General features: G+C 66.7%; 19 protein-coding genes. 8 read left to right on the top strand and 11 right to left on the bottom strand.

The genetic code is table 11. The annotated features are described in order from the left end of the window. Nucleotides 1-14 precede the first annotated feature (14 nt). On the top strand, nucleotides 15-485 hold the full coding sequence (locus AB4Y72_RS04300) for an eCIS core domain-containing protein (RefSeq protein ID WP_441424917.1): 471 nt from the start codon (nucleotides 15-17) through the stop codon (nucleotides 483-485). 1 nt (nucleotide 486) lies between these two features. Further along, entirely contained in the window at nucleotides 487-1,125 is a 639-nt protein-coding gene (locus AB4Y72_RS04295; RefSeq protein ID WP_441424916.1) for an SIMPL domain-containing protein, read from the top strand. Nucleotides 1,126-1,135: 10 nt separating this feature from the next. Here the strand turns inward: AB4Y72_RS04295 and pcp are convergent, their stop codons facing one another. The 3 genes from pcp to AB4Y72_RS04280 form a co-directional block, all read right to left on the bottom strand. After that, entirely contained in the window at nucleotides 1,136-1,777 is a 642-nt protein-coding gene (gene pcp, locus AB4Y72_RS04290; RefSeq protein WP_441424915.1) for a pyroglutamyl-peptidase I, read from the bottom strand. Nucleotides 1,778-1,892: 115 nt separating this feature from the next. Next, entirely contained in the window at nucleotides 1,893-2,318 is a 426-nt protein-coding gene (locus AB4Y72_RS04285) for a DUF302 domain-containing protein (protein ID WP_441424914.1), read from the bottom strand. Between the two features lie 28 nt (nucleotides 2,319-2,346). Further along, a complete protein-coding gene (locus tag AB4Y72_RS04280; protein ID WP_441424913.1) occupies nucleotides 2,347-2,604 on the bottom strand; it encodes a metal-sensitive transcriptional regulator in 258 nt (85 codons plus the stop codon). A 194-nt stretch (nucleotides 2,605-2,798) separates the two neighbouring features. On the opposite strand from AB4Y72_RS04280, the gene AB4Y72_RS04275 reads away from it, so the two are divergent. After that, entirely contained in the window at nucleotides 2,799-4,208 is a 1,410-nt protein-coding gene (locus AB4Y72_RS04275) for an MBL fold metallo-hydrolase (RefSeq protein ID WP_441424912.1), read from the top strand. 374 nt (nucleotides 4,209-4,582) lie between these two features. On the opposite strand, the gene AB4Y72_RS04270 is transcribed toward AB4Y72_RS04275, so the two are convergent. Both AB4Y72_RS04270 and AB4Y72_RS04265 read right to left on the bottom strand, forming a co-directional pair. Next, entirely contained in the window at nucleotides 4,583-5,017 is a 435-nt protein-coding gene (locus AB4Y72_RS04270; RefSeq protein WP_441424911.1) for a universal stress protein, read from the bottom strand. A 171-nt stretch (nucleotides 5,018-5,188) separates the two neighbouring features. Beyond that, nucleotides 5,189-5,584: a DUF7793 family protein gene (locus tag AB4Y72_RS04265; RefSeq protein ID WP_441424910.1), complete on the bottom strand. Its 396-nt coding sequence runs from the start codon at nucleotides 5,582-5,584 to the stop codon at nucleotides 5,189-5,191. A gap of 156 nt (nucleotides 5,585-5,740) precedes the next feature. On the opposite strand from AB4Y72_RS04265, the gene AB4Y72_RS04260 reads away from it, so the two are divergent. Then, a complete protein-coding gene (locus tag AB4Y72_RS04260) occupies nucleotides 5,741-5,908 on the top strand; it encodes a hypothetical protein (protein WP_441424909.1) in 168 nt (55 codons plus the stop codon). 87 nt (nucleotides 5,909-5,995) lie between these two features. Here AB4Y72_RS04260 and AB4Y72_RS04255 read toward each other — a convergent pair whose 3' ends face one another. From AB4Y72_RS04255 to AB4Y72_RS04245, 3 genes are all read right to left on the bottom strand, one after another. Next, nucleotides 5,996-6,760 (bottom strand): sulfite exporter TauE/SafE family protein, encoded by a 765-nt coding sequence (locus AB4Y72_RS04255; RefSeq protein WP_441424908.1) that lies wholly within the window; start codon nucleotides 6,758-6,760, stop codon nucleotides 5,996-5,998. Then, complete coding sequence (locus AB4Y72_RS04250; RefSeq protein WP_441424907.1) at nucleotides 6,757-7,362, bottom strand: rhodanese-like domain-containing protein; 606 nt, start codon at nucleotides 7,360-7,362, stop codon at nucleotides 6,757-6,759. Before AB4Y72_RS04250 ends, AB4Y72_RS04255 begins: the two co-directional genes overlap by 4 nt. A gap of 157 nt (nucleotides 7,363-7,519) precedes the next feature. Beyond that, complete coding sequence (locus AB4Y72_RS04245; protein WP_441424906.1) at nucleotides 7,520-7,822, bottom strand: rhodanese-like domain-containing protein; 303 nt, start codon at nucleotides 7,820-7,822, stop codon at nucleotides 7,520-7,522. 162 nt (nucleotides 7,823-7,984) lie between these two features. On the opposite strand from AB4Y72_RS04245, the gene trxA reads away from it, so the two are divergent. From trxA to AB4Y72_RS04225, 4 genes are all read left to right on the top strand, one after another. Continuing rightward, on the top strand, nucleotides 7,985-8,350 hold the full coding sequence (gene trxA / locus AB4Y72_RS04240) for a thioredoxin (protein ID WP_441424905.1): 366 nt from the start codon (nucleotides 7,985-7,987) through the stop codon (nucleotides 8,348-8,350). A 70-nt stretch (nucleotides 8,351-8,420) separates the two neighbouring features. After that, nucleotides 8,421-8,912 carry an OsmC family protein gene (locus tag AB4Y72_RS04235; RefSeq protein ID WP_441424904.1) on the top strand — a complete coding sequence of 164 codons (492 nt, stop codon included), beginning with the start codon at nucleotides 8,421-8,423 and terminating at the stop codon, nucleotides 8,910-8,912. A gap of 205 nt (nucleotides 8,913-9,117) precedes the next feature. Next, nucleotides 9,118-9,498 carry a hypothetical protein gene (locus tag AB4Y72_RS04230; RefSeq protein ID WP_441424903.1) on the top strand — a complete coding sequence of 127 codons (381 nt, stop codon included), beginning with the start codon at nucleotides 9,118-9,120 and terminating at the stop codon, nucleotides 9,496-9,498. A gap of 109 nt (nucleotides 9,499-9,607) precedes the next feature. After that, on the top strand, nucleotides 9,608-10,132 hold the full coding sequence (locus tag AB4Y72_RS04225) for a hypothetical protein (protein ID WP_441424902.1): 525 nt from the start codon (nucleotides 9,608-9,610) through the stop codon (nucleotides 10,130-10,132). An 11-nt stretch (nucleotides 10,133-10,143) separates the two neighbouring features. Here the strand turns inward: AB4Y72_RS04225 and AB4Y72_RS04220 are convergent, their stop codons facing one another. The 3 genes from AB4Y72_RS04220 to lgt form a co-directional block, all read right to left on the bottom strand. Beyond that, complete coding sequence (locus AB4Y72_RS04220) at nucleotides 10,144-10,530, bottom strand: DsrE family protein (RefSeq protein WP_441424901.1); 387 nt, start codon at nucleotides 10,528-10,530, stop codon at nucleotides 10,144-10,146. A gap of 111 nt (nucleotides 10,531-10,641) precedes the next feature. Further along, a complete protein-coding gene (locus tag AB4Y72_RS04215) occupies nucleotides 10,642-12,750 on the bottom strand; it encodes a transglycosylase domain-containing protein (protein ID WP_441424900.1) in 2,109 nt (702 codons plus the stop codon). Beyond that, entirely contained in the window at nucleotides 12,740-13,756 is a 1,017-nt protein-coding gene (gene lgt, locus AB4Y72_RS04210; protein WP_441424899.1) for a prolipoprotein diacylglyceryl transferase, read from the bottom strand. The genes AB4Y72_RS04215 and lgt overlap by 11 nt, the downstream gene beginning before the upstream one ends. Between the last annotated feature and the right edge of the window lie 241 nt (nucleotides 13,757-13,997).

Genomic DNA, 13,997 nt, shown 5'->3' with positions numbered 1-13,997 from the left:
GTTAGCATGGCCCCATGACGTCCGGACAACGGCTGCGGCAGATCGCCAACATGCTCAACGGGTCCACCCTCCTGGGCCTGCTGCTGGCAGCCTGCGCCCGGACTACCATCCGCCCCGGTCCGCGCGGGCTGCTGATCGCTTGCCGCTACCGCTGGCGGCTTCCCTCCGCCGCGGCCTTCACCGTGGGCAACGTGATCCTGTTCCGTGCCGGGCCCGAATCCGCCCGCGCTAATCCTGCCCTGTTGGGGCACGAGGAGCGCCACAGCACCCAGTACGCCTGGTGCCTGGGGCTGCCGTTCCTTCCGCTGTATTTCATCGCCGCGGCCTGGTCGCTCTGGCGGACGGGCAACCCGGGCAGCGGCAACGTCTTCGAGCAACACGCCGGGTTGGCAGCGGGCGGCTACCCCCTGCTCCGCCGCCCGGGGACCCGTCCGCGAAATCACCGAAGCACGGGCGTGACTGCCCCCAACCGTTATGAGGCCTGACATGACAGAGACCCCCAGAAGTATCGCGGTGACCGGAACGGGCAGTGCGGAGGCGGCGCCGGACCTCCTCACGTTGTCCGTCGGCGTCGAATGCCGCCGGGAAACCGTTGCCGAAGCTTACAGCGATGCAGGTGCCAGATCGGCCGCGGTCACCGCGGCCCTGCGGCAGCACGGGGTGGACAACGCCGACATGGCCACCTCCGGGCTGAACGTCCGGGCCGAGGTGAACTGGCAGGAGGGCCGCGGCCAGACCGTGACCGGCTACCTGGCATCGAGCACGCTGACGATCCGGATCCGGGAGCTGTCCGCGTCCTCGCAGATCCTCGCCGCGGCCGTTGCGGCCGGCGGGGACGATGTCCGGCTGAACGGGCTGACGCTCGGCTTCGCGGATGCCTCCGCCGTCGAGGCCCGGGCCCGGGAGGCCGCCTGGACGGATGCCCGGACCACTGCCGAACACTACGCGGCCCTCTCCGGTGCGGCTTTGGGCCAGGTTGTTTCCCTGACTCAACACACCGGCTTCCAGGCACCGGTCCCGGTCGCGAAGCTGCAGCGGGCGGCGTCGGCGGAGTCGCTCAGCGTCGAAGCCGGCGAGTCCAGCGTCACGGCAACAGTCGGCGTCGTCTGGGAACTGCTCGGGTGACCGTTGTGGGTTAGTGCGTTGCGCCGGCAGCGAGCTTGAGATCCGCCGTCGTCACCAGCGCGGTCCGGACCACGACGGCGAGCGCCGCCGCCATCTGCTGTGCCGGCAGCGACGGCGTGCCGCTCCCGGCCGGGAGCTGGCTGTCCTCATAGGGGACGTGGACGAAGCCTCCCCTCGTGCCCGGACGCAACCGCAAGGCGTGCATGAGCGCGTAGAAGACGTGGTTGCAGACGTAGGTCCCGGCGGTCTGGGAGACCTCGGCCGGGATGTTCTGGGCGGTCAACGCCGCGAGCGCCGCCTTGACAGGCAGCGACGTGAAATAGGCTGCCGGGCCGCCCTGGACCACGGGTTCGTCCACGGGCCGGTTGCCGGCGTTGTCCGGAATCCGGGCGTCATCACAGTTGATGGCCACCCGCTCCAGGGAGATCCGTGGCCTCCCGCCGGCCTGGCCGGCGCACACCACAAGCTCCGGCCGGAATCGTTCCAGGGCCTCCTGCAGCAGCGCGGCCGACTCGCCGAACACGCATGGCAGTTCGAGGGCCTGGACATCCAGCCCTTCAGATTGGAGCAGCCGCGCCGCCGAACGGGCCGCGGTCCAGGACGGGTTGACCGTTTCGCCGCCGAAGGGCTCGAATCCGGTGAGGAGAATCATCGCCCCAGCGTAGCAATGCGCCGCGAACACTGCCGCGGCCGGGCGACGTCCGTGATGGGCAACGTCCGTGATGGGCAAAGGCTAGGACGGATCATCAATCCGGGGGTGAAGTTCTTCAGCGCCCCGGAGATCCAGCACCGCTGAGGGAAGCCAGGGCGGCGCGCAGCCGGGTGTCGGCGTCGTCGGCGACGTCGCGGACGGCCGGGCTGCTGCTTTGCTTCACCATGGTCTGCGGGTCGATGGCCTGGATGGTCGTCTCGGCGGCGCCCCTGCCCCGGCGGACGACGACGTTGCAGGGCAGCAACGCGCCCATATCCGGTTCTGCGGAGAGGGCCCGGCTGGCCAGGGCCGGGTTGCAGGCGCCCAGGATCACGTAGTCGCCGAGCTCCTCGGCGGCATCCGTGCCGAGCTTGGCCTCAAAAGTGGCTCGGACATCGATCTCGGACAGAATGCCGAATCCCTGCCCGGCGAGGGCATCGCGGGTGTACTGCACTGCCTCTTCCCAGCCCAGAGGCACAGTAACGGTATGCGTATAGCTCATGGCTGCTCCTGCAGGGATAGTCGGGGCCTCAGGCGAGAGAGAGGAATAGCTTTTCCAGGTCCTTGGTGTCCATGCTCGCATCCCCGCGGACAAGGCACTGTTCGAGGCCGCTCGCGATGATGGCGAAACCGGCACGGTCCAGGGCCTTCGAGACAGCGGCGAGCTGGGTGACGACGTCCTTGCAGTCCTTCCCCTCCTCCAGCATGCGCGTCACGCCGGCGAGCTGGCCCTGGGCGCGCTTGAGCCGGTTGATGATCGGGGTGAGTTCTGTCGAATCAAGTTCCATGGCGGGCTCCAAAGATGGGTGGGTGCTTTGCTAATTCTATACCCCGGAGGGTATAACAGCTAGCGGCGGGAATCCGGAATTCACTCCACTGCAGGCCGCTTGCAAGATACCCCGGGGGGTATTATTGTTGTGTGTAGACCACCGGAGGATCCCCATACGGAGACTCCCCGACCGTCCAACGAAAGAGAGTCCCAATGCTTATCGAGCGTATTTACGACGAAGACCTCGCCCAGGCCAGCTACTTCATTGGCTGCCAGGCCAAGGGTGAAGCGCTGGTCGTTGATCCCCGCCGTGACATCACGGTCTACCGGGATCTTGCGGCGGCCAACGGGATGAAGATCGTTGCCGTCACGGAGACCCACATCCACGCGGACTTCCTGTCCGGCACCCGTGAACTGGCTGCCGCGACCGGCGCCACCGCGTACGTTTCCGGCGAGGGCGGCGCGGACTGGCAATACGGGTTCGACGCCGAACGGCTGAACGACGGCGACTCGGTCACCTTGGGCAACATCACCGTCAAGGCCCTGCACACCCCGGGACACACGCCGGAGCACCTGTCGTTCCTGATCACCGACGGCGCGTTCGCCGACACCCCCGGGTACCTGCTCTCCGGTGACTTCGTCTTCTCCGGCGACCTCGGCCGGCCGGACCTGCTCGACGAGGCCGCCGGCGGCATCGACACCCGCTTCGCCGGCGCCAAGCAGCTCTTCGCCAGCCTGCGGGACAAGTTCCTGACCCTGCCGGACCACGTCCAGGTGCACCCCGGCCACGGCGCCGGCAGCGCCTGCGGCAAGGCCCTCGGCGCCATCCCGTCCTCCACCGTCGGTTACGAACGCCTCTACGCCTGGTGGGGCCCCTACCTGGCCGCCAACGACGAGCAGGGCTTCATCAACGAACTGCTCGACGGCCAGCCCGACGCCCACGCCTACTTCGCCCGGATGAAGCGCGAAAACCGTGAAGGCCCCGCCGTCATGGGCGAACGTGCACCCCTGGCCGAGCTGGCCACCGCCGACGTCGCCGCCGACCTGGCCGCGGACAAGGTCATCTTCGTGGATACCCGCTCCAACGGCCAGGTCCACGAAGGCACTGTCACCGGCTCGGTCAACGTCCCGGCCGGCAAGTCCACCGCCAGCTTCGGCGCCTGGGTCGTGAACCCGGAAACCGACGTGACCCCGCTGGTGCTCCTCGCTTCCAGCCAGGCTGACGCGCAGGAAATGTGGGACCACCTCGTTCGCGTCGGCATCGACAAGGTCGCCGGCTACGTCACCAGCCTCGACGGTCTGCCGATCTCCGTCCCGAAGCTGATCCAGCCTGAGGAGCTTGAGGGCTTCGACGCCGCGATGGTGCTTGACGTCCGCAACAAGACCGAGCACGCGGCCGGACACATCCCCGGCTCCTACCAGCTCAGCGGCGGCCGCGTGATGTGGCACCTGGACGAGCTCCCCGCAGAGGGCACCATCGTGTCCTACTGCCAGAGCGGGGTCCGGAACTCCGTCGCGGCCAGCGCGCTGCGCCGTGCCGGGTACGACGTCGTCGAACTCGATGGCAGCTACGCCGGATGGGCCGCCTGGCAACAGGCGCGGGAATCCGTTTCCAGCAACTGATCCTGGCAATAATTGAACTAATTGATTGACAGCGTTGGCGGCGGTCCGGTAATACCGGGCCGCCGCCAACATCTGCCGCGGATAAGTGAAGTAACCAGATGACGCCCGGTATTGCCCCTTCACCGCAGGACCTCGGAGCCAGGCGGGAAAACGCACGACGCGCGCGGGAGGATGATGGGCGCGTCCAGCCATTTTGCCAGTGCGAATTCAAAGACAGTTGCTGCTTCTAGCATCCAGGGCATGGGCGCCCCGAGCTTCCCAGGGAGCCGGACCGCGAGCCGGGTCCGCTGCAGGGGGACCGCGTTGGGGCCGATGCTCTCCAGAGGCCGGGTTGCGTGCGCGGATGAAAGCCCTTGAGGCTCCGGCACCTGCCCTCAGCCTTGAACCGTTTCGGCGCCGGTACGGACGACCAGCACAGGGCACTGGGCATGGTGCACCGCGTGGCTCGATACCGAGCCCAGAAGCATTCCGGCGAAGCCGCCATGACCCCGCGATCCGACCACCAGCAGGTCCGCCCCGGCCGCAGCCTTCAGGAGCACGTCGGCGGGGTGCCCCTCCGTCACCTCACCGGTGACCGTGAGGCCTGTTTCTGATGCGCGCCGCACCGCATCAGCATGTGCATGCCGGGCATTGTCTCCGAATGAATCATGGTCCTCAGCTTTGCCGGCCGCGTCACCAATGACGGGGTAGTGCCAAGCTGTGACAACGTGAACCTGCCCTGACCGCAGCCGGGCCTCTTCAAGAGCCCACTCAAGAGCTGCCAGTGAAGAGTCCGACCCGTCGACCCCGACCACAATCCGGAAACTCATGCCTGCCGCCATCGTGCCTCCCGCTACGGAAACAGCGTCTTCGCGGCACTACGTCGTCCCGCAGGGCCAACAATCCTCCCGATCCGCAGTCGAATCAAGAGGATTTTCCTGCCGGAAGCGGCCGTAGTGATGACGCCTCGCACCCCTCTGGCACATCAGAGAGCGGAGACGCTATCCCTGGCGCAACCCGCGGCCCTGTGACGAGGCGAGACCATCCAGCCATTCAAGTGCCTCCGCGCGCGAGGTGAAGTAGGCGTGCGGACAGAAGCCGTGCCGTCCCAGGGCGGCCGCCACAACCTTGTCGACCACGGTGGAACCGACCATAGCCACGGCGGAGACGGCTCTGGCGCGTTCATAGGCGCCTCTCGCCGCGGCATTTATGGTCACGTCAGAGATTTCGACGACGAGGGGCAGTGCCCGGCCGGCGCTCAGGCCCTGCATCGTCTCGATGGACATCACGGCGTCGTCAAGGTCGACCTGTGAACCGGGCGTCCAGAACAGGTGAAGAAACCCTGCCCCGCTGACACCGAGCCGCCCTTTCCCGCCTGCAATCAGAATTTCTTCCACGACATCCCCCTAGGCACGACACGCTACTCTTTCGAAGGCTGCAGCCGCCCCGGCACGCCGGACTGCCGCTCCATCTTCAAGGCGAAGTATTCCCTCATCAAAATACCCCACGGGGTATACCGATGGGACGGTCCAGCCAGGTAAAGGGAGCAACAGATGTGCCGTGCAGTGACATGCAAGAAATGCCAGAAGACGACGTGGGCCGGCTGCGGCCAGCACGTTGACCAGGTCATGCGCGGGGTCCCGGCCTCCCAGCGTTGCCGCGGGCACGAGCAGGAGAAGTCGGCCGGCAAGGGCTTCTTCGCGAAGCTGCTCGGACGATAGGCCGGCGCGCCCGGGACAGGCGTTGGGGCATAGGGAAGCGCCGGAGGATATGTCCTCCGGCGCTTCCCTATGCCCGCTCCGGCGTCCTCAGGAGAGGAGTGCCTGTGCGGCGACGTAGGCGGCGACCATCAGGACCAGGATTCCGAAGCCGCGTTTAAGGACCCTGTCCGGGATGCCGGTGCCGATCCGCCCGGCCGCGAGCGACGCGGCCATCGCGGTGGCCGCGAAGGCTGCCGTGACGGCCCAGTTGATTTGCAGATCGCCCAGGTGGGCGGCGAAGCCTGCGGCCGAGTTGATCACGATGATCACCAGTGAGGTCCCGACGGTCAATGCCATCGGGAGTCCGAGAATCAGGGTGAGCGCCGGGACGATCAGGAAGCCGCCGCCCACGCCCAGCAGGCCGGTCAGGAACCCGACGACGGCGCCGGTGGCAATTGCCTTGGGGAGGCAGCTGCGCCAGTTGACGCCGCCGCCGGGCAGTGCGCAGGCACCGCCGACAGAGGTGGACGGCATCAGCATCCGGATGCCGGCGAAGACCATGATCGCCGCAAAGGCCAGCAGCAGAATCTTCGGGTCCAGGAGCCGGTTTACCGCCGCGCCGAGGTAGGCGGTCACGGTCCCTGCGGCCCCGATGATCAGCGCCAGCCTCCAGTTCACCCCGTGCCGCAGTCGGGGCAGCACCGCGACGGCGGAGGAAGCGCCGACGACGACCAGCGACGTCGGGATCGCCGCGGCGAGCGGCAGACCGACCCCGTAGACCAGGGCGGGCACGGCGAGGATGGATCCGCCGCCTCCGACCAGGCCCAGCAGGCCGCCGACGATCAGCCCGAAGGCCGCCGCGGAGATGATCATGCCCGGGCGTCCAGGTTCTTCAGGGCCTGGTGCGCGGTGGGCTCGTTCGCGGAGCGGTTCCACGGCATCTTGGAGAGCATCTGACCCATGGCACAGCTGTTGGTGGCCGCGGAGAACGTCAGGCCGGCACCGATGCCGGCGGCAATCAGGCCGAGTTTGGGCGAGATGAACTTGCTGCCGAGCATCCCGGCCAGGACAAGGGAGCCGGCGGTCATCCGGACCTGGCGTTCCAGGGCCCAGGGGCCCCGGCCGCGGACAACGTTGCCGCCGGCCGCTGCGTAGGCGGGGATCCCGCCGGTCAGGACACTGGCACTGGCCAGGCCGACGGAGTCCAGGTGCTTGCGGGCCTGCTCGGCGCGGTTGCCGGACTGGCAGACGAGGACCACGCGGGTGCCCATTTTGGCCGCGAACTCTTCCGTGTGTTCACTAAGCATGGCCAGCGGCACATGGTACGAACCGTTAATGTGCATGGCGTCGAACTCTGCGCCGCTGCGCACGTCGATGATCATCAGATCATCGTGGTTGTCTTCCCAAGCCTTCAGGGTCGAGGCATCGATGGACTTGGGGGCGGACTCGACAGGGGTGGTCTTTAAGGAAGTCATGATCTCTTTCGGTATATCTTGGAGCATTTCTTATGGCGGCCCTGCGCTTGCGGGTAGCCGCCGTCCACCGCCCGGTCCGCCATGTCAGGGACACGGTCCGGACAGGTGGAAGCCCGGACGGCGCTTGGGGGCGCGCCGTCCGGGCGGTCTGGTGGGATCAGGCGGTCGGGAGGCCCGCAGCCGTCCAATCAAGCATTCCGCCGGGGACGGTGTAGGCCGTGTACCCTGCGGCCGCCAGCTGGTCCGCGGCTGCCGCACTCCGGCGTCCGCTGCGGCACACGGCGATGACCGGACGGGCGTTGTCCAGCTCGCCGAGGCGCCCGGCCAGTTCGCCCAGGGCTATATGCTTTGCGCCGGGGATCATGCCTTCGGCGACTTCGACTGATTCGCGGACATCCACGATCTGGGCATCGCTGCCGCTCTTGAGCTGTTCAGCGAGCTGCTGGGGGGTGATTTCCATGTGCTGGACCTTTCGATAGGGCGGACTGTGCTGCTGCGAAAACTGAGGACCCCGGCGGCTCCCGGCGGGCATCTCCCTTCTTCCATAATGATACCCCCAGGGGTATAAATGCAAACCGACGCCGCCCTTGCGGCAATACCCCTGGGGGTATATTATTGACCCATGGCAACCATCGACATTTCCGAAAAGACTTTCAACGACACCGTCACCGGCAACGGAATCGTGCTTGTGGACTTCTGGGCAGCCTGGTGCGGGCCCTGCCGGATGTTCGCCCCCACCTTCAGTAAGGCCTCCGAGAACCACGCGGATGTCGTCTTCGCGAAGGTGGACACGGAGGCCGAGCCCGGCCTCTCCGCCGCCGCCCGCATCACCTCCATCCCCACCCTGATGGCCTTCCGGGACGGGATCCTCGTCTTCTCCCAGCCGGGGGCGATGAACGCAACCGGACTGGAACAGCTCATCAAGGGCATCAAGGAGCTGGACATGGACGAGGTCCGGGCGAAAGTGGCAGCCGCCCCGGCATCCTAGGAAGCCACCTGGTCCACGGCCCCGACCGGGGGCCTCTGGGGCACGCCCACCTACGGATCGAGAAGCGCGCATGAGCAGCGAACCAGTCATCACAGCCCCCGGCAGCACAAAGCCAGCCCCTGGCCCCGCGTCCGGCGACAGCCAGCCGGTACACATCGTACACCGGGGCGGTGACCGCTTCGACATTAACGTCCGCGGTCACGTCATCCGGACCGACCAGCCGGCCGGCGACGGCGGGGAAGACACCGGCCCCACCCCCACCGAGCTGTTCATTGCGAGCCTCGCAGGCTGCGTCGCGTTCTACGCCCGCCGCTACCTCAGCCGGCACAAGCTGCCCACCGAAGGCCTGGCCGTGGAAGCGGACTTCAGCATGGGCTCACGCCCCGCACGCGTCGCCCGGATCGAGGTGCGCCTCACCATCCCCGCAGGCGTGCCCGCCGAACGCCGCGAGGCTCTGCTCGCCGTCGCGTCCCACTGCACCGTGCACAACTCACTGACATCAGTCCCTGAGATCTCGGTGAACTTCGCCCTCGACCCCGGACGGCTGAACGCAAACCCCTAGGTTCCAGCAAGCCACGGCTTGGAATGCACCGTGCGGATCGCCACCTGTCCTTTGACTGCCCCCTCGCCGCCGTCGCACTCAGCCACGCCACGATGGTGGGGCTTATGTCCATGACCCCGGTTCACCTGCGCGATCATGGCGCAAGCCTGACAATCGTGGGCTTCACCTTTAGTCTGCACATCGCCGGGATGTATGCCCTCTCCCCATGTTCGGGTGCCTGGCGGACAAGGCAGGAAGGCTGCGCGTCGTGCTGCTGGGCCAGACCATGCTGCTGGCGTCGCTGCTGATCGCCGGCGTGGCTGCCGACTCCCGCACCGGAGTCACGGTCAGCCTCAATCTGCTTGGGCTCGGATGGTCAGCCTCCGTAGTGGCCGGCTCGGCGATGGTGGCCGAGTCCGTCCATATTCAAGACCGGGCCGCCATCCAGGGCGTCTCGGATCTGAGCATGAATGCCGCTGGCGCGCTCGGCGGGGCCCTGGCCGGGCCGGTTTTGGCCTCGATGGGCTACTCCGGCCTCAGTTTTGTCGCGATGACCTCGTGGGTGTTGTGGTCATCTGGACTGGGCTGCACTCCCGCGCCGCTATAGCGCACCCACAACCAGAGCACAGTTAGGAAGAGTCATGGATGCGGACCGCCGGATCGAACAAGAAATCCCGGGCGACGATCACCGTGGAAGGGTGCATACACCGTGGTCCATGAGCCGTGACTGGGGCCAGGTTCGCCGCTGGCAGGCGTCACGTGTGGCGGTGGCAGCCGTCGCCGCTGCCGCCGCTGCGACTGTTGTCGTTGCCACGAACGGCATGATGACAGAAACGGCTGCCACCTGGTGGTCTTTTGTGGTCCTCGCGGCGGGGTCACTCCTGACCGGCCTGGTGGCAGGCAGTTACATCGGGGCCCCCATCGGAGCCGAGACCACCCTCTGCGACCTCCGATGGCCCGTCCTTGGCCTCACCGGACTGGCGGTCGCAACGTCCACCGGCCAGGGCAGCCTCTCGGCCCACCTCTTCGTCGGCGCCGCCCCCGCAGTGCTGGCCGGCCTGATCCAACCTGCCTTCGCGCTCCTCTCCGTTGCCCTGTTGCGCTGGGCGTTGCGGGAGCGCCTCGAACTCGAGCGGAGGGCCGTTTCGCCTTCCCCCGACGGGGATAGTGGCGATGTGTGTACTGCCTGCCGGCCGCTGTTTCCCAGCCGGCCGGGATCAGCGGGCGGCCCCTCCGCCTGACTGCAGCGGTCTCACAAGCGGATATACGCCCAACCTTCCCACTGCCGCGTCGCGAGATAGGATATGGCCGCCGGGACGGATCCGACCCCGGGAAGAAGCTGCCCCGGGATCAGTTCCACCGAACGCAGGCTGTTCCCGCATGCGTGGATCCGGATGCCCCGGCCAACAGCTTCGCCAATGGCCTCCCCCAGCGTTGAACCTGTGGCCAACAGAACAACCCCGGGCCCCTGGACGACGACCTCGACAGGGACACCCGCAGCAAGGGCTGCCACAGCGTTATCCGCACTTCGCAGGGCTGCAGCGAGCCCGGCGCTCTCGGCCGGTCCGGCGACATGGACAACCAGCCCCGGCGAGGCACCTTCTCCCGGGCTAACGTTCTGAGATTCGGTGTCCGGCATGAGGGCTCCTTCAACATTGGTCGGGCCAATATGGGGCCCACGGAAAAATCTGCGGTCGCTGTCCCATCGACTGCTATGCCAGAGACGGACAGGTCCGGGCCGATAGCCTCATCACCCCAGCATGGAGGGCGGTGGCAGGGCAAACGGCGCGGCAGGATAGTGCTGCGCCGCTGCGTCCATCAGGCGCCCCCACTGGCCGCCGGCGATATCGGCGCCGTCGACGGCGGCATAGTATCGTCCGTTGATCGTGATGTCCTGGTTGACCCAGCGCGGACCGATGCCCTGGTAGCTGCCGAACCATGAAGCCGTAGAGATACCGGAGGTCGCACCGACGGTCCAGGTCATGGTGTTTCCGTCGGTGGTGCCGGTTTTGGCGAAGATGTCGTGGCTCTTGTTCACCGGAATGTTGTAGCCGGAGCCCCGGGTCAGCACGTTCTTGAGCGCGTAGGTGACGCCCGCAGCGACATCGGGGTCGATGGTTTGCCGGCAGTCCGCTCCGGGCACAGGGTAGTTCCGTCCATGCGGGCCGGTGACCGCGTCCAGGGCAATCGGGTCGCAGTGCACTCCCCTGGCGGCGAACGTGGCATAGGCGTTGGCCATGGACAGCGGAGCGACATCCTGGGTCCCGATCAGGCTGGCGATGCTGGACAGGTCGTAAGGCTGGTTCGTGTGCCCGTTCGTGACCCCTGCCGCCGTCGCCATTTTCTGGATGTTGCAGAAATCCAGCTGGGCGGCGGACTGGAAGGTGATGGTGTTGATCGACTGGTACAGGCCCCGCAGGACGCTCATCCGGAAGTAATGGTCGGGATCGTCGTTCGGCAGCGGGGTCTGGCCCAGGGCCGGGTCGTAGGATCCAGTGGTGACCCCGCAGGAGTTCTTCCAGGGGTATCCGGCCCTGTAAACGCGGACCGATCCGTCCAGCTGGGTGGCCATCGATTTTCCGGAGTTGAGCCATTCAGCGAAAATGAACGGCTTCATCGTGGAGCCGATCTGGAACCCGCCGGCACCGTCGAGCGGCCGGCCGTTGACGTCCTTCTCGGGCAGGGCGAAGTTGCCCATGTAGTTCCCCGGTGCCGTGGCAGGGTTGTAGACAGTGTTCTGCGCCATGGTCAGAACCTTGCCGGTTCCGGGTTGGATGCTGACCAGCACGGACCCGCGCTGCAGGGGATCGGCTGCGGCCATGGAGGCGCTGACTTCGTCCTGGGCTACTTTTTGGAGTTTCGGGTCCAATGTCGTGTGGATGGTGAGCCCGCCCAGATACAGGAGCTTCTTGCGGGCCGCTTCATCGGCCCCGAAGGCGGGGTCGTTGAGGATCAGTCGCTGGACGTAGTCGCAGAAATACGGGGCCGTGGTGGCGCCGAAGCAGCCCTGGCTACTGGGGTGGACGGCCAGGCCGATAGGCGCTTTCACGGCGGCGTCGTGTTCCGCTGCGGTGATATGTCCTTGCTGGAGCATTTTGTCCAGGACTTCGTTCCTGCGGGCCACCACGTGGGCAGGTTCGGTGAGCGGGTCGTAGTAGACCGGGCTGTTCACGACGCCGGCCAGGGCCGCGGCCTCGGGCAGAGCCAGGGCGCTGGCGGGCACGTTGAAGTATTCCCGGGCGGCGGCGTCGATGCCGTAGGCGCCGTTGCCGAAATAGACGATGTTCAGGTAGCCCTGCAGGATCTGGTCCTTGGAGTATTTCGTCTCCAGGGCAATGGCGAGCTTCATTTCCCGCAGCTTGTCGCCGATCGTCTTGGCGTAGCCAAGCTTGACCTCATCGCCCTTGCCCCGGGCGACGAGGGATTCGATGATCATGTTGTTCACGTACTGCTGCGTGATGGTGGAGGCGCCCTGGCGTCCGCCCTGCGCGGTCGCCACCAGCGCCCGGAGGATCCCTGTGGTGTCGATTCCCCCGTGCTGGTAGAAGCGCGCGTCCTCGATCGAGACGATCCCGTCCCGGATGAACGGGGACATCTTGACCAGGGGCACGGGTCTGCGGTTCTCCGCGTAGAAGGTGGCAATCACGGACCCGTCGCTGGCGAGCACCCTCGAGGCGGCAGGAGGGGCACTCATGTCCAGGTCATCGGGCAGCTGGTTAAACATGCCGATGGAAGAGCTGACGGCCGTTCCTGCCACCGCGGTTGCCGGCAGGAACAGTCCCGCCACGAGCACTCCGCAGAGTGCGCCGGCAGCAACGAAGGACAGGATCTTCCCCCATCGCGAGTCCTTACTTAGCATCAGTGTGTTCCCTCGGTGCGCTCTCCAGTTGCGGCCGCAGGCCCGACGACGGCGGTTGCTGGGCGGCGTCGACGTCGAAACCGGCGGCGGCGTCAGTGCCGGCGTCGACGTCGAAACCGGCGGCGGCGTCAGTGCCGGCGTCGACGTCGAAACCGGTGCCGGCCGGGATGGCGACCGAGCGCCCGCGGCGGAAGAGCAGGACAAATCCGGCGGCCCCTGCCAGGAAGATCAGTGCCGCCACCCAGGTGTTCACCCTGAGACCCAGGATCAGGTTGGCGTAGTCCGAGCGCATCAATTCAAAGGCAAACCGCCCGGCGGTGTAGCCCGCGACGTAGAGAGCGAAAACGCTTCCGGCTCCGAGGCTGAATCTCCGATCCAGGAAGAGGATCAGGAAGCCGAGCGCCACGCACCAGAGAGACTCGTAGAGGAAGGTGGGCTGGAAATAGCCGAGCACCGCCGGGGCGCCGGAGGCGTCGGTGAGCGCAGATCCTGTGGCGGTGTCCATCTGGTGGATCTGAAGTTTCCACGGCAGCGTGGTCGAGTCCCCGTAGAGCTCGTTGTTGAACCAGTTCCCCCACCTGCCCAGGGCCTGGGCAAAGAGGACGCCGGGGGCCACCACGTCAAGGAAGGCAACGAGTGAGACGCCGGCCCGGCGGCAGCCGATCCACGCCCCCACACACCCCAAGGCGATGGCGCCCCAGATGCCCAGGCCGCCGTCCCAGATGGCGAACGCATTCCAGGGGTTCGCGCCAGGCACGAAGTACAGCTCCGGGTCGGTGATGACGTGATAGATCCGGCCGCCGATAATCCCGGCCGGGATCGCCCACAGGCAGATGTCCAGCACTTGTCCGGGGTGGCCGCTGCGGGCCGTCCAGCGCCGGGATCCCAGCCAGACAGCAACCGCAATGCCGGCCATGATGCAGAGGGCATAGAAATGGATCGTCAGCGGCCCCACATGGAAGGCGCTGACCGTCGGGGACGGAATATAGGAATCACTGGCAGTCATAGCGGGGAGGGATCCTGTCTGAAAAGTGTTGTGGCGCGACTGTGCCCTTGCGGACCCCGGTGCGGGCCGGACCGGCCACCTTGCCCTACCCGGCCCGGGAGCCGCCGTTTCTCGGCCCCGATAGGCCGCACATGCAAAAGAATTGGTTCTGCCACAGAACTATTCTATAGGTGGTTGTATCGGGATAGGCTGAGGTCATGAACTCGGCCGACGAATCCGTGCTGGAAACCGCGAGCGCCCA

Source organism: Arthrobacter sp. YAF34 (assembly GCF_052113245.1).
In the GTDB taxonomy this organism is placed as follows: domain Bacteria; phylum Actinomycetota; class Actinomycetes; order Actinomycetales; family Micrococcaceae; genus Arthrobacter.
This window is presented reverse-complemented; position numbering and strand designations above follow the sequence as displayed.